Here is a 17,878-nt window from a genome sequence, read left to right as displayed (position 1 = left end):
GCAGCTGCCACCCATCTCTTCTTTTATTCTTGTTACTCTTATTTGGTTGGCGCTTTGCCAATCCATTTCTCGTAGATTTTCGCGTATTCACCGCTGGATTCCAACTTCTTCAGTCCATCATTCACAGCAGTTGTAAGAGCAGTCTCACCTTTCTTAATTGCGATACCATAAGGCTCATCCGTGAACGGTTCGCCAACTACTTCGAAATTCTTATCTTGTACCATCATGCCATAGAGAATGGCATTATCTGTGGTCAACGTGTCCCCTTGACCCGCCTTCAGGGCGCTGAAAGCATCTTGGTAATTATCAAACTCAAGTATGGTGGCATCCGGGGATTTCGCTTTAATATTCGCAACGGAAGTAGCACCTTTCACAGCCAATACTTTCGTTCCTTTTTTAACATCCGCTACACTCTTAATAGGGCTGCCTTTCTTGACGAGCAAAGACTGTCCTGCTTTAAAATAAACATTGGAAAACTCTACTTGTTTCTTCCGCTCTTCGGTAATCGTCATCGTCGCGACAATCATGTCAATTTCCTTGTTGTCGAGCATCGGAATGCGGGTCTTGGACGTTACTTCTTTTAACTCAATTTTCTTTTCATCGCCTAGGATTTCTTTTGCTAATGCTTTCGCAATGTCGATATCGAATCCTTCAACTTCACCGCCAGTCGGGTTCTTCAAACCGAATAGCTTAGTATCAAATTTCACACCAACGACAACTTTGCCTCTGCTTTTGATCTCATCCAGAACGGTCGCTCCACCTGCCGGTTTTGCAGTGCTTGGAGCGCTGCTTGCTGCCGGAGAAGTAGCCGGAGTGCTTGATGCGCCTCCTTTTGTGCCGTTAGAGGCACACCCCGCCAATGCGAATATCGTAATTAACATAAACATGAAATTCCACTTTTTTGACATCATGGTTTTGTTCATCTCCTTATTAATGGTTAAGTACGCGATTCAAAAATAATTTTGCTCTTTCTTCTCGTGGGTTGACGAAGAATTCCTCAGGTGGCGACTCTTCTACTATCTGACCTTTGTCCATAAAAACAACACGATCGGCTACTTCACGGGCAAAGCCCATCTCGTGTGTAACCACAACCATTGTCATTCCTTCATTTGCAAGCGCCTTCATGACATCAAGAACCTCTCCAACCATCTCCGGATCCAAGGCTGATGTGGGCTCATCAAACAACATAATTTTCGGCTTCATCGCAAGTCCCCTCGCAATAGCCACACGCTGCTGCTGCCCGCCGGATAACTGTGAAGGAAAACTGTACGCCTTATCCTGAATACCAACCTTATCCAGAAAATACATTGCGATCTCGTCGGCTTCTTTCTTAGCCATACCATGCACCTTCATCGGAGCAAGTGTAATGTTATCGATCACTTTCTTATGCGGATACAGATTGAAATGTTGGAATACCATGCCGATATCTCGACGCAGCTTGTTCATATCCATTTTCTTATCACTGACCTTGTACTCATTCACGACAAGCTCACCGCTTGTGATGGTTTCCAGTCGGTTGATACATCTTAGCAGTGTACTCTTGCCAGAACCTGACGGACCTACAACGACAACGACTTCCCCCTGCTTGATCTGAAGATTAATTCCTTTGAGCACATGGAAATCGCCGTAATGCTTCTCTACTTGACGAAATGAGATCAATGGAACCCCCCCTTCGATGAATCATCATTGATGTAAACTGTTTGTTATGTAAATTAACACTTGATGTATTTAAATGATAAAGAAAAAACTATGGAATCTTATGCAATCCGACATTTAGTTAGAAAAAAATGATGACAGCAAGTTTACGAACCTTGTGTCTGATCAGCTTGGCATACTATAATATAACCCAGATAGATACCAACATTGAATGGCCCGGAGGTTCTAAAATAAATGGCGGGTAAACCCAAACGATCAACCTTCCGAACCCGATTGGAAGACATGGTCACGACATTACAGAGCGACATCGTAACCGGAAAACTTCAGCCCGGTGACTTTTTACCTTCCGAATTAACACTTGCTGAACAATTTCAACTTAGTAAAAACTCGGTTCGCAAAGGACTGGAGCTGCTACTCGATCAAGAGATGATCGAAAAAGCGCCGCGAATCGGGACGCGCGTTGTTGGGACGGGTCGAAACGAAAAGCTTACCCTGAAATTCGGTTATTACCCTACCCTCACTCTTGAAGCTAATTTATTAGAGCTAGTCGAAAGGTTTCAACAACAGCATCCGCATATTGTCGTCCAGATGATTCCTCTTTCGAATTCGTATTTTTCTCAGAACGTGAAGGAAGCCATGGAGAGAGACGGGCTCGACCTTATCACGTTAAATACCCAAAACTACGAAACGGTTACTGAAACTGGAGCAGTCTCGGATATCCTAGAGCCGCTTGAACGAAAGAATAGCACGTATCCCTTTCTGTCGGGACCGTTCACCAAAGACAATCATTTGTACGTGCAGCCTTTTATTTTTTCACCGATCGTCTTATGTTACAACCGAGATCATTTCAAAGAAGCAGCATTGCCAGAGCCGGATAGCAGTTGGAGTTGGAACGATGTACAGACAGCAGCACTAGCCTTAACCCAAAAGCATGACCGAATCGGCATCTTGTTTCACCTGCAATCCATCAATCGGTGGCCGCTCTTTTTGCTGCAAAACAAGGTCGTTTTTGAACGAGACCAGCATGGTAAGCTGATTTTCAACAACGATAATTTTCGAAAAGCGATGCAAACAAGCCTTGGACTGTTTGAAGGAATGAACCCAGACACCGTCTATATGTCGGAGAATGACTCTGATGCCGAACGATTTTTCTTGCAGCAAAAAACGTCCATGATCGTGACCAGCTATTACAGCTTGAACCATTTGCGTAATGCTGAATTTAATTACGACATCGCACCGCTTCCCTATTCGTTAGAAGCAAAGACTCAGCTTTTAATCATTGGTCTTGCGGTCATTAAGTCAAGCAAACAAAAGGAAGCAGCCCAAGCTATGCTCGATTTTCTCGTTTCGAACGAAGCGCAGCTGCATATTCGCAAAACAACCCTTACCATTCCTAGTGTCAAAACGGCAGCGGAGTGGATCGGGGAAGAAACGTTAGCGCGTCCTTCCCGGTTCTTCATGTACCGGGACATCATCCCGACATTTAGTTTCTATACCGACATGAATGTCACTTTCCACGAATTGGAAACCATGAGGCACATTCTCAAGCTTTACTGGGCACGGCTCGACGACTTTGAGACGGTTTGCCGAAGGCTGAGAGACGCCTATTAGGATAGGCACTAATGCGAGTAGAAATCTTGATTGCTCCAGATAAAAAACTCGCATGCGCCATCTCGGGTGAGCATCTTCCTAGAGAATTCTACTCGAGTTAAGCCCAAGACGCAGTATGCCTTCTCACAACGGGTAGATGGGCTAAGGAGGTTACCATTGTTGTAGTTTCTACAACAATTCACACGCCCAAAGGCTATTTTCCCCCTTGAAGTTGCAGTTTGTACAACACTTTGAGCCTATTTGTTACAAAATGGCTTGTATAGGGCCAAATTGTTGTACAGACTGCAACAACGAAGAGAAAGAGGCGAGATTTAGGCAGCAATTGTTGCACTTTCTGCAACATCATTCAACCGCGAATAGGGATTCATTCATCCAGCAACCTCGTGAGATGAATGAATCGACAATCTGAAAAACATAATCAATTACCATATCGAATGGGATTAGGCACGTATCCACGATCTCTCAAAAAATCGGGTAGAGGAGCAAACACTCCCCTACCCGATTTTTAATTTTTACGCAGCCTAATTGGCGAGAACCCACCCTCGGCAAACAGCTATCGTAAGGTTATATTCACAGCTGAAACAGTATCGTTGGATTTGTTGCTATGTTATTTACACTTTCCTTGCGAGTTGCTCCATATGTCACGCTAAAGGTATAAGAACCAGATAGTAGTTCCTTGTTAATCTCTCCGCTGGTTGTATTTCCGAAGGGCCTCCAGCTTCCTGCATAATAGCTTACCATGCCGCCATTGATTGGATTCCCTTGGCTATCCTTCAGCTGCACCTTAACGTTGATCGTCTGGTAGACAACCACAGGATCAGTTCCAATATTTTGTACCTTTTCGTTGTGTGTTCCTTCATAAGTCATGTCAAACGTATAGGAACCAGGCAATAATTCCTTGCTAATCTCACCGCCGCTCGTAGTTCCGATAGCACGCCAGCTTCCTGCATAGTAGCTTGCACTGCCGACATCCAGCGGATTCCCTTGGCTATCCTTCAATTGCAGCTTGACTTTAACCGTCTGGAACACAACCACGGCGTCAGTATCGGTATTCTGTACCTTTTCCTTGTGCGTTCCTTCATAAGTCATGTCAAACGTATAAGAGCCAGGCAATAATTCCTTGCTAATCTCACCGCCGCTTGTAGTTCCGATAGTCCGCCAGTTTCCAGCATAGTAGCTCGCACTGCCGACATCCAGCGGATTCCCTAGACTATCCTTCAATTGCAGCTTGACTTTAACCGTCTGGAACGCAACCACGGTATCGGTTCCTGTATTTTGTACCTTTTCCTTGATCGTACCTTCATATTTCATCGAAAAGGTGTAGCTCTTATTCGGCAATGTTTTACTTACGGATCCGGAGGCATCCGTTATGCCAAAATCCTTCCATCCCCCGTCGTAGTAGCTGACTACCCCTCCACTGAGTGGATTTCCGCTGCTGTCTTTGAGTTGAACCTTAACAGCTGTCGACGACAGCGTAAAGCTAACTATTTGAGGAGACTCAACATTCCCTGCTTGATCCGTTGACTTATAACTCACTTTAACTTGGCCTTGCTTATCAAATGTAATTGGCGAAATATAAAGCTGCCATGTAGTCCCGTTGTCCAGACTGTACACCGTGTTGGTTACAGTCGAAGAGCTATCGCTGCTATTCAATGTAACTGTGACCGGACTTGCGTACGTCCCATTCGGTCCATCCGGTTGCAAAGGCGATACGCTTGCTGTAGTAACTGGAGCTATTTTATCGATGTTGCCTATCACATAACTCGTTTCATTGGATACGTTGCCTGCGGCATCCGCTGCTCTTGCATATAAGGTGTTGTTGTCCGAAACGGCGATAGGGCTTGTGTATGCTGTCCATGCACCGCTTGCGCCCAGTTTATATTCTTTCACTGCTGCATCAGTCGGATAGCCGATCGTTACGGTGACGTCCGTATTGGTCAGTGTTGTCTTATCTGCAGTAAAGGTAGGATCAATAACCAGTGGGCGAGTCACTGTAACTCCTATCGTGTTCGTTCTGATCGTCGTTCCACCTAAAGTGATATCGGCATAAACGTTCGCCGTTCCTGCCTTGAGCGCTTTAACCTCTCCATACACAACGGACAGAACAGTCGGGTCGCTGCTTGTGAAGGAAGTGGTACCCCCTGCTAAGATGGCAGGCAGTCCGTTCACCAGAGTACCGGAACTGATGACCGGCTCACTTTGCCCCTGATCCAGCGCAACCTTGGCCATGGATATAGAAGCTTGAGCTAAAGGAACAGGTAGTTTAAACAGCTTCGGTCCCGAAGTATAGTAAACGCTTCCGTCTACACCCAGGTCCATCAGATTCGTCTGGGTATCTACAAGTTTACGCGCTTTCATGGTGACGGGATCGATTGCAGTCACATAACGAGCAATTGTTGTATACAGCAGTCCGTCTTGCCCCCAACGTAAATAAAAGGATCGCCATGTGCTGCCACCGCTTGCATTCGGGTAAAGCAGCTTACTTTTCATAACCGCATTGGTGCCGGGATTCATCGCATAGATTGCGAAAATAGATCCACCTTGAGTATCGCTCCCCCATGCGCCGCCCCACAACAGTCCGTCAGGACCGAAAGACAAACCGCCGAGTAATCTCGGGGACGTCAAGCCAGGAATGACGGGTACAAACTCATCAAGCTTAGTACTTGTCGCTACATCCCATTTGAACAGTTTGGCCACTGCTGTGGTTGGCGTCGTTGTGCCGAGACCTCCGTCAATGGAGGTGCCCCCATAAACAACGCCGTCTTTATAGGCAAGCGCAATGATACTTTGATCTTCTACAACGTTACGAGTTGACGTCCACTTATCCGTCGTTTCATTGTAGATGGTCAAGCTGCCGCCCATATTGCCGTAGACGGGTACCGTTCCGATAAACAGCTTGTTATCGCCAGAAGCAAACGCATAAGGCCGATCTTGACTCTGCGGAATTGTGTAAACAAGCCCTGGATTGTTCGCTTTTGTTTCCCCATAGTTATAAGGCAGGCTTGCATCGTAACGGTAAACGCGCGCTCCACCATAAGCACCGAAATAGGTCTTGCCATTCAAAAAGCCGATCTCCTCCACTTGATGGGGAGATTTAGGGGATGAGGCTTGCACATCGTAGCTTTGCGTGGATTCATTGAACACACTCATCCCATCAATGTAACCGCCTAGATAGAGCTTATGATCAGGGCCTTCCGCCATACTTTGAATATTGACACCGTCTCTGGCCATAGCCACTTGGAAGGTTTGTATAGAATTATCGTTCGGATTATAGAGCGTGTATTTGCCGTTATCGTACAGCGTAGCCAACACTTGGCCAACGCCAGGTAAAGTGATCCAATCGATAGCTTTGCTCCCAGCTACGGGAAGTGTATCCTGCGCTGTCACAGGCCCTACCGTATTCGTTGAGACATTATACGCCCACAAATTGTTCGAAAATTTATTGCGGTAATAAAGCAAATTGGCGTCATAAGGTGACGGAGGTGAGATTTTGCCATCAAATGCCTCTGGAGCCGTATAGGCAATTTGCTTCTTCACTTCGAACGTCAGTTCGTTTACGACGGCGAGAGATGTACCATGTGCAATGTAAAGCAGTCCGTTGTAAGGAGAAATGTTGTGCACGAAATCATCCATGCCCGTGAATGGCAATTGGATCTCAATTTTTTCTCCGCTATTCCGGTCCATTCGCATCAAATGCTTTTTTGAACCGATTCCGACATACAAGTACTGGTCGGTAACCCCGGCTCCCCGAGCATATTGCTCAACTGGGTGCATGCTGCCTAGATCCGCAAATAAACCTGTGTTGGTATCGTAACTAAAGACCTTGGCGTCCGGATAAGTAGAGCCGTATATGAGACCATTAGAACTTGCGTCCAAATCCCATAAGAAATTATTGGAGGGATTGTTCCCTATTAATGTGACCTTTTGGGAGACTGGGTCGTACTTCCAAAACATTCGATTGTTGGTGGCACCAAAATAGACCTTATGATCCACCCCAACCGTAACCGCCCAAGTTTCCGTCGTACCGGGGACCGGTTCCGAGTGATTGATGACTCCCGTCGCAGCATCAACGGCATAGAACGTCCCCGGATTGCCGTTGGCTACGAAATAGAGCTCGCCGTTCCCTATCGCTCCCCCTAAGGTTGTCGCCGTGAGCGTCGCTTTGCCTAAATCGACGGGGGCGCCATACTTAAACGGTAATTTAAGCGCGTCACCTTTATAAGAAAATGAAACATCATCAAAATAGGCTTTGCTAAGAGTCGCTACACCGGAATACAACAAAACCTTCGCTGTGGTCGCGTTATCTGGAGCTATACCCTCTATTTTGAGTTGGCTCCATGTATTCAGCGGTGTACCATATGAAACGGAGGATGTTCCAAGTTCGATACCTGTGTTACTATAAAATTTCACATAAACGTTTACAGCACCTCCTGATACTAAGTAAACACTGGCTTTCGCTTCATATATGCCGTTCTCATTCACACTGATCGCTTGGGTGGCGAGCCCAACAGCTTTGTCCGTATAAGTGTCTTCAATCAGCAAACTGGACAACCCGCTTTTCTGCTCCGTCTTGCTTATAGACGCAGAGCCTGCAGGCGTGCCTGAGAACAACCCCCAACCAGGAATAGTTGCTCCGGAAACAGGATCTTCAAATCCAGGATTGATCACGGCAATTGTATCGGCCACGCGGATAAACTGGGCCTCGTCTACATATGCCGTCATGGTAGTACCCGATGAAGCATACACGAAGACCGTCGCAAAGGCAGCATCTGCCGGAGCAATGCCTTGGGCTCGAATGTCCAGCCATTTGTTTAACGGAGGTGCGGAGATGTTATAAGTCGCCTGTTTGTTCAAAGGTTTCCCCGCTGCGTCATGCCAGCGAATCCAAAGAGCAGGAGTTCCTGTAAAGTTTTCGATATACAGCTTGATTGCTGCCTCATAAGATTTTCCGGGCGTTACGGCCAGCTTTACGCTTTCCGCTCCAAGCGCACCTGCTATTGCCCCTGTTCTCTCCATCTTCAAACTTCTATTCCCTGCGAATTTGGTCGTTTCTGACAATGAGAGTCCTGAAGGTATACCAGCAGAAAAATAGCCCCAATTCGGAATTTTGCCTGATACCAAATCTTGCTCAAATCCGGAGTTCGGCACTGGAATGATCTCCGCCGCCTCAGCAGCTCGCACGTTAGATGGCAAGTATAAAGCTAAGCATAGCAAAGCTAACAATCCGAACAACCATTTGGAAAACGGACTTCTTTCACCCATAGATATAGTCATTCTCATCATCCTTTTTCAAAATTCTACCCGATCGGCAGTGTGTGTGGTGATAGGCGAGATTGATGTTTTATGAAATCGCTTACATTCCGTGTATAAACGAACTAATGAGAATAAGTCGTAACCTGACCAGTCATGGAGCATGAAAACGCTATTTTTAAATGAAAAATGGCTAGAAATATCTATATTACTCTCATGGACTGGTAGGCTTTGATGAAGGAAAACGAGGTACGCATCAACAATGAATGGCATTGAACAACTTGCACAATATTGGCTTTGAGCGTTTCTTTGGGGATCGTATACGAACAGTAGTGATTACAACATTTCAAGAGATACAGGTACAGTACTTAGCGAACTCTCAACTTCCCCTCCTTGCTCCTTCCCGTAATCAATGAGAACGCCTAATACGTCTCGCGGAGATTCGCGAAGCAATTCGTAAGCCACTGTCATCGATGGTAAAGACATCTCATGGGTGATAAGTGTTTGGATGGAAATCCGTCGTTCCGCAAGTAAACGAATAAACTCCGCCATGTTGCGACCTTCTGTCCAACGTACATAACCGATCGGATAGTCGACACCCTTGCTTTCGTAGCTGTCATGATATCGCCCAGGACCACCTGCGCGTGAGATGAGCACCTGCGCCTCTTTGGCAAACATCAACTCCCGATCGAAGTCCATCTTCACATCACCGACAATGACGACTTTCCCTCTGTCGCGAATCCAGCGAAGTGCCTGATCAATTATGCCGGAATTGGCACCGTTGGCGCAGATGATGACCGCATCAACACCTTGATGCGGTTGAAACGAATCGATAATGCGATTAACATCCTGTACATTGTTACACACTTGTACGGCACATGCTTCCGAAAGCTTAGCGCAGCGTTCTGCCAACAAATCAAGCCCGATTACCCTGCTGCCGGAAACGTCTGCAATCCGACATACGATTTGTCCCAGTATACCAAGTCCAACCACGACAACCGATTCTCCAAAACGCAGATCCGCTTGCCGCAGCGCATGAATGGCGATCGCACCAAGTCCGACGAAGGATGCTTCTTTGGAGCCGCACTCATCTGGAAGCGGAACAACTAAATGCTTAGGCACCACTAAGAATTCCGCATGCTTCACATAAGGAGAGCCGTAACAAGCGACCCTCTGCCCTACCTTCACATGGGAGACGCCTTCCCCGATTTCCCGTACAATTCCCATCGCGCTGTAACCAAGTTGAATGGGAGAATCGGTCATCAGGTTTTTCAGCAGAAGCTCTGTGCCCGAACTAATTGCGGAATACCAGGTTTCAACACATACATGGTTCGTTTCAACAGAAGGTTCTTCAATATCTAAGACTTCAACCCTGCCTTTCAAGGAAATCACTGCTTTCATCTCTTCCCTCCTTTCTTTTTGGTATTTATCTGGTTCATATAATTCATGTTAAGCGATTGTAAAACGACTGTCAAACCTTTTTTCGTAAGTATTCTGTCCTATTTTTCTGCAAATAGTTTTAGATAAGGATCAAATAAGAACCAGTAATTATGATATAATCAACTTTAAGATAGGGGTTGACTAGCATGAAGAATGATATGCTCTCATCTCTGCTGGAAACAGCCGAGTTAAAAGTGTTAAAGTTTGATATCCATCGCCGTCGCGAGATGAACTACCGGAACCGTGTATTTCAAGAGTATTACATGATGACCTATGTGCGAAAAGGCTCGGCCAAACTCAGAGTTCAGGACAACATCTATGTAATTGAACCGGGATCCGTCATTTTTATTCCTACTTTTCTGGAACACGACCAATATAAAGATAGCGATGAGGAAACCGAGTTTCTCTGGTGGCATTTTACTTACAAGATTCAGAATGTGATCGATGTGCTGCCATTTTTACAGATCCCTTACATCTATCCGCTAAAAAATCATAAAAAATTCGAGGCCGTATTCGACGAATTCATTCTCTCCACCACAAGGGAAGGTCATATCCCTACCATCATTTTGCAAAAAGCAAAATCTCTAGAATTGCTTTATTTGTTATTGGACAATGCTTTGGGCAATATGAATACCACGGATTTGCGACAGCCGTCTCACAGCTTTTTGTCCATCTTATTGAAGATTGTAACGCAGCCCGAGGCTTCGCTTTCATTATCGGATTTAGCCAAGGATTTACATATGAACCCAACCTACGTAAGCAACCACTTCAAAGAGATGTTCGGCAAATCGCCGATCCTTCTGCATCGGGAAATGAAAATCGCAAAAGCGAAATCGCTTTTGGAAATGCAAGAATTGAACATTACCGAGATCAGCAGTACCCTCGGATTTAACGACCTCCAAACCTTTACCCGTCTTTTCAAAAAATACACGGGCATTTCCCCCGTTCAATACAAGCATTTGTTTGATAAAAATAATTGAAAATATCTCCATCCACACCACCTGTATAAGTGTTAAACTTCAGCAAAGTTGTGCTCTATTTTTGTAAGTCTGAACCCTATACACTAATCTCGAGGGGAAATGAACCCGTTCGAGGAGGTAGGGAAATGGAAACAATGCGTATCGTTTTCACAGAGAAACAAAAGGTTGAGGTCCGAAAGGAATCGTTCGATTCAACACTCGGCCAGACCGAAATTTTATGTGCCGCTCAATGCTCACTGATTAGTACAGGGACGGAACTTCAATGCCTTAGAGGTGTATTTGACCCCGAAACCAACTGGTCGGACTGGGTGAAGTATCCGTTCTATCCCGGTTATTGCATGGTAGCTGAAGTGCTTGAAGTTGGCCCTGAAGTTAAGGGGATACAAAAAGGGGATCACGTGTTTGTCGAGAATTCGCATACGCAATATTTTAAAACAGATGCTAAGCATGCCTATCTTCTTCCGCAGAATATCAGCGCCGAGCAGGGCGTATGGATCAATCTTTCCAAAACAACACAGCTTGGTGTAAGAAGAGCGGAGCTGCAGTTAGGAGAAACGGTAGGTGTCATCGGTCTAGGAATTCTCGGACAGCTGGTTACTCAATATTTATATCTGTCTGGGGTCAAAGAAATTTTCGCCATCGATCCTGCAGAGAGCCGTTTGCAGCTGGTTGGGCAACGACCCGGCATACATCTGCTGCCCATGGATGCGGGAAAAGCGCATGAAGAAATCAAGCATAAAACAGATGGCAGGATGCTGGATGTTATCTTCGATATTACCGGACATCCGGCAGTTTTAGCCCAAGCCACTCGGCTTGCCAAGCCTTTGGGACGAGTTATTTTGCTGGGAGATACAGCTACACCTTCTGAGCAGAGAATGGGCCGCAATGTTGTGTCCAATTCCGTTTCCATTCTAGGCATCCATGCCTCTATGAATTACCAAGGTTGGAATCACCCCGATATGGCCGCCTTATTTTTAAGTTATATCGCACAGGGACGAATGGACGTTTTACCTTTGATTACCCATCATCCTTCGCCATTGGAGGCCCCGCAGGTGTACGATTCGTTGGTGCAAAACCGAAGTTCAGCATTGGGTGTCCTGTTTGATTGGACGAAATTAAAATGATGAAATCGGAAGAGAGGAGCCGAATTGTGAAATCACAATTGAGGGTAGGACTGATTGGATGCGGGGCCATTTTACAGCGGCGCCACTTGCCTGAGTACCTTGCACATAAGGATGTAATCATTGTAGCTGTATGTGACCCTAATTTGGAACGCGCACAAGAAGTCGCTAGGCAGTTTGGAATACCGAATGCCTACCAGACACATCAACAACTGCTGCAGAGTGGCGGGATTGACGCCGTTTCCGTCTGTACGCCGAATCATCTTCACAGCTCCGTGTCCATTGAAGCCATGGAATTAGGCCTGCACGTACTGGTTGAAAAGCCGATGGCCACCTCTCTGAAAGAAGCGGAAGCTATGATTCGCACGGCCAAAGAACAGAATGTATTTTTGATGGTCGGCCACAATCAAAGGTTTATGCCTGCACATCGCAAAGCGAAAGATATTCTACAATCCGGAAAACTAGGCAAGGTGTTAAGCTTTAGCACGGTATTTGGTCATTCTGGACCCGAACATTGGAGCATAGATGGCAAAAACAGCTGGTTTTTCAACCAGGAGCACGCCTTTTCCGGAGCATTAGGGGATTTAGGCATCCATAAAGCGGATTTGATCCACTGGCTGTTGGAAGATAGTATCATGGAGGTCACGGCATTTTGCTCGACGCTGCATAAGCCTACGAACGTGGACGATCACTCGATGATCTTATTGAAAACAGCGAGTGGAACCGTCGGCTCGTTAACAGCCAGCTGGACTAACTATGCGAATGAAATTAACGCCACTACTTTATACTGCGAAAAAGGCACACTAAAAATCGGAACCGATGACCGTTTCGGAGTGATCGTTGAATACTCAGATGGTATGAGAGATTTCTATGAAGTCGGGGCATTGCAAAGCAATAAGGCAGGGGAGCAGCATAATTCGGGCATTATTCATCATTTTGTCGATGGTATTCTGTCTGGCAACGGCCATGACATTACCGGAGTGGATGGTTATAGAGCGCTTCAAACCATCCTTGCGGGTATGGAATCCCAGCGTTTGAAGAAAGTCGTCGTTATTCCGGAGTTGGTAGTAGTTAACTAATTCTTTTCTACAATGTAAAAAAGTGCCCCTCCCATGTGTTGACGGAGAGGCACTTTGTTCAACTGAACGAACAGCAGCTCAAAATCCGGATTGTTACGGATATACGCGGCAATGGCAGGAACCAATTCATCATCCGGTGCAGCGTATTTATAAACCGCATCGTTCTCTTCAATGATCCCTGTCTGAATTGGTTTCCATGAGACGAAGGAAGCCATCCTACTGTTAGGTTTGGCTTCACTTATGATTTGAAATAAGGAAGGCGCTGCCGAGGCTACTGGGTAGTTCCCTTCCATTTTAATATTCAAATGGGACTCATGCCTCTCCGGAGTTACGCCATGCAGCAGTGAACCCCAACATTCCCCGCTATTGGAGGGAAATACGGTCTGCGCATGATCCGTTTTGGCTCCTCCCAGGAGGAGTACATCGATATACGGCGTATCCGCTTCGCTGACGAATGCCCCCGCTCCATCTATACCAAGAATGATGACTCTTTTGATCGCCATTGTAGATGCCATTGTCAATCCCTCCGATTACGAGTTATCCCAAATCCGGCTTATCCGTCAGTTCAATGACCGGGTTCTCCGTATGATGTAATTCAAATACGATAATTTCATTGCGTCCAATTCGCAGTAATGGCGCCGGCAGATACAACGTTTGCTGCGGCCCTTTCTCCCAATAACGACCCAAGTTAAACCCGTTAATCCAGACTACGCCTTTCGACCAGCTGTCTAAACGAACGAACGTGTCCCCTGCTTCTTCCACGGTGAATTCCCCTTGATAAAAGGCAGGACGATCATTCCTTTCACTCACCTCAGCGGTGCATCCAAACGGAATCGCCGTCAGGTCGTCCAGTGGGAGTGGATATATTGTCCAATCAAACAAGAACTGATTGTTCATCCTTACACCCTCTGTAATGCCTTTATAGTCCTTTAATTTAGGACCATAATTAACGCGTCCCATGTTCTCGACCACAATGTCCAGCTTCGCGCCTTGAGCGGGAATGTCCATCGGGAGTGGACGCGAGTCCCATCTTTCCACCGTGCCTTGGTAGACACCATCCAAGAAGACTTGCGCACGGTCATGTACCTCCTGCAGGTGCAGCTTTTCACCGGTACGCGGCCCAGATACATGCGTGGAATAAACGATGAATCCATAGCTTTGGCCCAGCTTTTCCATCGGCTCTGGATAAGTGCTCTTAACGGGCTCAGTGAGATGCGACAAATGGTCAAGCATATCTGCTTTTTCAGTCAACGTGATACGACCGTAGCTTTTCTTCTTAATTGGTGCTGGCCATTCCGGAAAATCCTTAACATCTTTGCCTAGAAAACCTGCAATCACGCTGCGGACAGCTCTATATTTCTCCGTCTCATCTCCGCATTCGGACAAAGGCGAATCATAGTCGTAGCTGGTGATTGTCGCTTCATATTTATCATGATAATTCGCTCCATTGTAGAAGCCGAAGTTCGTCCCGCCGTGGAACATGTAGAAATTCACTGAGGCGCCAGCGCGAAGCATTCGGTCGAATACGTCTGCAACATCGCCCGCTTCACGTGTGTGGTGAGGCTTCAACCAGTGATCAAACCAACCGTTCCAGTACTCCATGCAAAAGAGCGGCTCATCAACACGGTATTCGCGAAACTTATCGAAAGCTTCCTCCGGTTTAGAACCGAAGTTCACCGTGGCAAGCGTGCCTGGAACCGTCCCGCCTTGCAGCATGCCGTCCTCCGGACCGTCAGACGTAAACAGCATAACATCTACACCGCGCTTGATGAGTCCATCCCGCAAATACGTTAAATACGCTGTGTCATTGCCGTAGCTGCCATATTCATTTTCAATCTGCATCGCAATGATGGGTCCACCATTCGTGCTAAGCAGCGGGACCAATAGAGGGATCAGCGCGTCATAGTAACGGTCAACTTTCTCCAAATAAGACCGATCCATGCAGCGAAGCCGCATTTCCGGATATTTCAACAGCCATGCCGGTAATCCGCCAAACTCCCACTCCGCACAGATATAAGGGCTCGGTCGCAAAATCACATGCAGCCCCAGCTCGCCAGCCTTCCGAATGAAGCGCTCCACGTCTGCAATGCCAGCGAAATTAAAAACATTTTCCTCGGGTTCATGCAAATTCCAAGGCATATACGTCTCCACGGTATTAAACCCGCAGGCTTTAAGCTTGATTAAACGATCTTCCCAATAGTCAGGTACGACACGAAAATAATGGATAGCTCCAGATATGAGTTGAATAGGCTTCCCATCTAATAGAAACTGCTTATTTTGGGCTTGTAAATTGGCCACGGTTATCCCTCCGACGAATGAATGCGATAGTGTATGAATGATCTAATCATCGCTGAAAAGGCGGTCAATCCTCAATCTCCAAATGGAGCATTTTCTATACCAAATGTGCCAATTGAGTGATATGATTGAATGTACAGAGATGATGTACGGAGGGAGCTCTTCATGGAAGATTTGTATCGTTTTCCGAATATGATCAATACCTTACAAGTCGTAGGATGCCATTTTGGCTTAAAGCCCCCGGGATGGCACTACCCTCGGCATCATCATCATTTGTTTGAGCTGCTTTACTGCTCGGAGGGTGAAGTTGTGCAAGAAATGAACCGCGAATCGATTACGATGCGGCAAGGAGACTGGCTGCTGATCAAATCCGGCGTCAGGCATCAATCTTCGAATTTGGCTTCTGTAGATTATGGCTACTTTAATGTGCATTTCGATCTCGATGATCCCGAAATACGCAGCCTGCTCTCGACTACTCCTTATCGGCACATCCATCATCAGGATGCGGAGCAAAGCAAGCTTCAGTTCTACTTGAGCGAATTAGAGGCCGTCATGCATCGCAATCGGTCGAAGGATACCGATGAGCAAGAGCTGCAACCCTATTTGCGCTTCGAAGATAAGCTGCTGCTGCATTCCTACACCCTGCTTATCATCCATGATGTACTTCGTTTACTGCGCGAACACGATTCATCGCACAAACAAAAACATGCACAAACGGTGGACAAAAACGCCTCCTTGTTCACCGCGGATGTTGCCCATGCCATTGAAGAGAAGCTGTCGCTCGGTCTCTGCGAGGAGGCGTCCGTCGCGGGGGTTGCGAAAGAGCTGAATCTGAGCCGCAGTCAGTGCAGCAAACTCTTCTCCAAGGTGTACGGACTATCACCCCGTCAGTATGTCAGCCGGCAAAAGCTGAGCCTAGCCAAAGAGCTGCTCGTCACAACCAATTTGCCGATGACAGACATTGCGGAGAAGCTTGGCTTCCATTCGGCCAGCCACTTCTCGCGGCAATTCCGGCGCTGGACCGGCCTGTCGCCAAGTGAATTCAAACCGAAGCATCATGCTACGCAGCAGCCGCTTGGACTTTAACGGAACTAGGAGTCGCTATTTTGGCGAAAACCACTCAAATACTACGTTACGCGGAACCACAGGACGTTATTTTGTTATTTTTGTCTCCGAATCTTACTTTTTCGCCAAATAACGACACTACGTTCCGCTAATCCTATTTTCAACGTGTTTATCACGAAATAACGCATCGTGGTTCCCCTTCATCTGTATAAAGGGTATTTTACAACCTGCTTGTCCATCCGGTTCTTCATAATAAAAACGCCCGCAAACCTCGAAGGTTGCGGGCGTCTCGCGTACCATACTCCTATGTCTCGGTTTGCAGGCGTTCTCTTGTACTTACTCCTGTGCCGCTCCTAGGTCCGGCGTTTGTGCTTCAACCTCGTTAATCACGACGCTTTGTGATTCTGGTTCCCACTGCACATCGGCTTTCAGCGCTTCACTAATGAAGCGAGCCGGCACCATCGTGGACCCATTATAGACTTCTCCAGCCACTTCTAGATCAACAGCTTGTCCATTCACAAAGGCTTTACGAACACCTATCACAAGCTTCACTGTGACACCATCTTTCACTACGGTAACCGAGTTATCTTCTGGATTCCAAGTAACGGTAGCCTGTAAGGCTTCAGCAATCGCTCGGAAAGGAACTAATGTGCTCCCCTCTTTAATAAATGGCGGGACTTCAAATTTAGGTTCAATGCCATTGACAAACGCTTTAACACCTAACTTACCTCTCTTGCTATTCAGTACTCCAAGCTTTTTGTATACAGTCAGGTCCGTTGAGTCTGATTTAATCACTTCTGTTTGAATCTCTGCAGCTATGTCCAAATCTCCGTTATTCTCAGCTTCAATGGCTGAGTCCGCGAGAATTGAACCAATATCTGCCGTATCACTTAACTGCAAATTGTACTTTTCCAGCAGTTTGGAAATGATGGCACCTGCAGGGCGATCTTTGACATTTTCGTACGCGTTTTGTAAACCTTTATACCCCTTATGTCCATGAGAGCCGTAGGTTGATGAAGTTACCGTTTCATCTTCCCCAGAATCCTTCTTTTCCTTCTTTCTTTTTTCCTTTTCATCTTCTGTTCCCTTTTTCTCCTTCAACTTCACATCCACTTGATCATTAGAACTTGTACTTGGTTTAGAACTTGAACTTGTACTCGAACTAGATTGATCCGAACCTTTATCATGCTTAGGCTCTGCATATGCCGCAGAACTTAACAAACTACCCAGAACTGCTATCGAAACCACAATGTTAAGTTTCCATTTCATGCTTTACACGCTCCCAGAATAATTTGTCGTTTTTTGTTAGTTCATTCATTATAGCCAATAAACGGACAACATTCTGTATCACAGCACACAAAATGGCACTTTAATTCTTGCC

General features: G+C 46.3%; 12 protein-coding genes. 5 read left to right on the top strand and 7 right to left on the bottom strand.

The window, feature by feature from the left end; all coding sequences use genetic code 11:
- Positions 1-38: 38 nt before the first annotated feature.
- A complete protein-coding gene (locus ASD40_RS15510) occupies positions 39-911 on the bottom strand; it encodes a glutamate ABC transporter substrate-binding protein (RefSeq protein WP_057304140.1) in 873 nt (290 codons plus the stop codon).
- Positions 912-930: 19 nt separating this feature from the next.
- Positions 931-1,659 carry an amino acid ABC transporter ATP-binding protein gene (locus ASD40_RS15505; protein WP_057304139.1) on the bottom strand — a complete coding sequence of 243 codons (729 nt, stop codon included), beginning with the start codon at positions 1,657-1,659 and terminating at the stop codon, positions 931-933.
- 231 nt (positions 1,660-1,890) lie between these two features.
- Between ASD40_RS15505 and ASD40_RS15500 the strand changes: the two genes are divergently transcribed.
- Positions 1,891-3,267 (top strand): extracellular solute-binding protein, encoded by a 1,377-nt coding sequence (locus tag ASD40_RS15500; RefSeq protein ID WP_057304138.1) that lies wholly within the window; start codon positions 1,891-1,893, stop codon positions 3,265-3,267.
- A gap of 570 nt (positions 3,268-3,837) precedes the next feature.
- Here ASD40_RS15500 and ASD40_RS15495 read toward each other — a convergent pair.
- A complete protein-coding gene (locus ASD40_RS15495) occupies positions 3,838-8,541 on the bottom strand; it encodes an OmpL47-type beta-barrel domain-containing protein (protein ID WP_057304137.1) in 4,704 nt (1,567 codons plus the stop codon).
- 312 nt (positions 8,542-8,853) lie between these two features.
- On the bottom strand, positions 8,854-9,918 hold the full coding sequence (locus ASD40_RS15490) for a zinc-dependent alcohol dehydrogenase (protein WP_057304136.1): 1,065 nt from the start codon (positions 9,916-9,918) through the stop codon (positions 8,854-8,856).
- Positions 9,919-10,103: 185 nt separating this feature from the next.
- Here ASD40_RS15490 and ASD40_RS15485 point away from each other — a divergent pair, with 185 nt between their 5' ends.
- The 3 genes from ASD40_RS15485 to ASD40_RS15475 all read left to right on the top strand — a co-directional run bounded on the left by ASD40_RS15485 (position 10,104) and on the right by ASD40_RS15475 (position 13,137).
- On the top strand, positions 10,104-10,937 hold the full coding sequence (locus tag ASD40_RS15485) for a helix-turn-helix domain-containing protein (RefSeq protein WP_057304135.1): 834 nt from the start codon (positions 10,104-10,106) through the stop codon (positions 10,935-10,937).
- 125 nt (positions 10,938-11,062) lie between these two features.
- Complete coding sequence (locus ASD40_RS15480; protein WP_057304134.1) at positions 11,063-12,061, top strand: zinc-dependent alcohol dehydrogenase; 999 nt, start codon at positions 11,063-11,065, stop codon at positions 12,059-12,061.
- A gap of 26 nt (positions 12,062-12,087) precedes the next feature.
- A complete protein-coding gene (locus ASD40_RS15475) occupies positions 12,088-13,137 on the top strand; it encodes a Gfo/Idh/MocA family protein (protein WP_235549274.1) in 1,050 nt (349 codons plus the stop codon).
- Here ASD40_RS15475 and ASD40_RS15470 read toward each other — a convergent pair.
- Both ASD40_RS15470 and ASD40_RS15465 read right to left on the bottom strand, forming a co-directional pair.
- The gene (locus tag ASD40_RS15470) at positions 13,134-13,652 is read right to left on the bottom strand and encodes a hypothetical protein (RefSeq protein ID WP_057304133.1); all 519 of its coding nucleotides are present in this window, start codon (positions 13,650-13,652) and stop codon (positions 13,134-13,136) included. The two genes, ASD40_RS15475 and ASD40_RS15470, sit on opposite strands and share 4 nt — an antisense overlap.
- A 22-nt stretch (positions 13,653-13,674) precedes the next feature.
- Complete coding sequence (locus ASD40_RS15465; RefSeq protein WP_057304132.1) at positions 13,675-15,435, bottom strand: glycoside hydrolase family 35 protein; 1,761 nt, start codon at positions 15,433-15,435, stop codon at positions 13,675-13,677.
- A gap of 162 nt (positions 15,436-15,597) precedes the next feature.
- Between ASD40_RS15465 and ASD40_RS15460 the strand changes: the two genes are divergently transcribed.
- On the top strand, positions 15,598-16,518 hold the full coding sequence (locus ASD40_RS15460) for an AraC family transcriptional regulator (protein WP_057304131.1): 921 nt from the start codon (positions 15,598-15,600) through the stop codon (positions 16,516-16,518).
- 315 nt (positions 16,519-16,833) lie between these two features.
- Here the strand turns inward: ASD40_RS15460 and ASD40_RS15455 are convergent, their stop codons facing one another.
- On the bottom strand, positions 16,834-17,766 hold the full coding sequence (locus ASD40_RS15455; protein ID WP_057304130.1) for a copper amine oxidase N-terminal domain-containing protein: 933 nt from the start codon (positions 17,764-17,766) through the stop codon (positions 16,834-16,836).
- Positions 17,767-17,878: the final 112 nt, after the last annotated feature.

Origin of the sequence: Paenibacillus sp. Root444D2 (genome assembly GCF_001426375.1) — a bacterium.
Classification (GTDB): domain Bacteria; phylum Bacillota; class Bacilli; order Paenibacillales; family NBRC-103111; genus Paenibacillus_E.
Note: the sequence above shows the minus strand (reverse complement) of the source record. Positions and strands in the feature narration are given on the sequence as shown.

Bases quoted from the DNA above. Each gene is read 5' to 3' on its own strand.
- ASD40_RS15510 (WP_057304140.1), bottom strand. From the start codon at position 911: ATGATGTCAAAAAAGTGGAATTTCATGTTTATGTTAATTACGATATTC.
- ASD40_RS15500 (WP_057304138.1), top strand. From the start codon at position 1,891: ATGGCGGGTAAACCCAAACGATCAACCTTCCGAACCCGATTGGAAGAC.
- ASD40_RS15495 (WP_057304137.1), bottom strand. From the start codon at position 8,541: ATGACTATATCTATGGGTGAAAGAAGTCCGTTTTCCAAATGGTTGTTC.
- ASD40_RS15490 (WP_057304136.1), bottom strand. From the start codon at position 9,918: ATGAAAGCAGTGATTTCCTTGAAAGGCAGGGTTGAAGTCTTAGATATT.
- ASD40_RS15485 (WP_057304135.1), top strand. From the start codon at position 10,104: ATGAAGAATGATATGCTCTCATCTCTGCTGGAAACAGCCGAGTTAAAA.
- ASD40_RS15480 (WP_057304134.1), top strand. From the start codon at position 11,063: ATGGAAACAATGCGTATCGTTTTCACAGAGAAACAAAAGGTTGAGGTC.
- ASD40_RS15470 (WP_057304133.1), bottom strand. From the start codon at position 13,652: ATGGCATCTACAATGGCGATCAAAAGAGTCATCATTCTTGGTATAGAT.
- ASD40_RS15460 (WP_057304131.1), top strand. From the start codon at position 15,598: ATGGAAGATTTGTATCGTTTTCCGAATATGATCAATACCTTACAAGTC.
- ASD40_RS15455 (WP_057304130.1), bottom strand. From the start codon at position 17,766: ATGAAATGGAAACTTAACATTGTGGTTTCGATAGCAGTTCTGGGTAGT.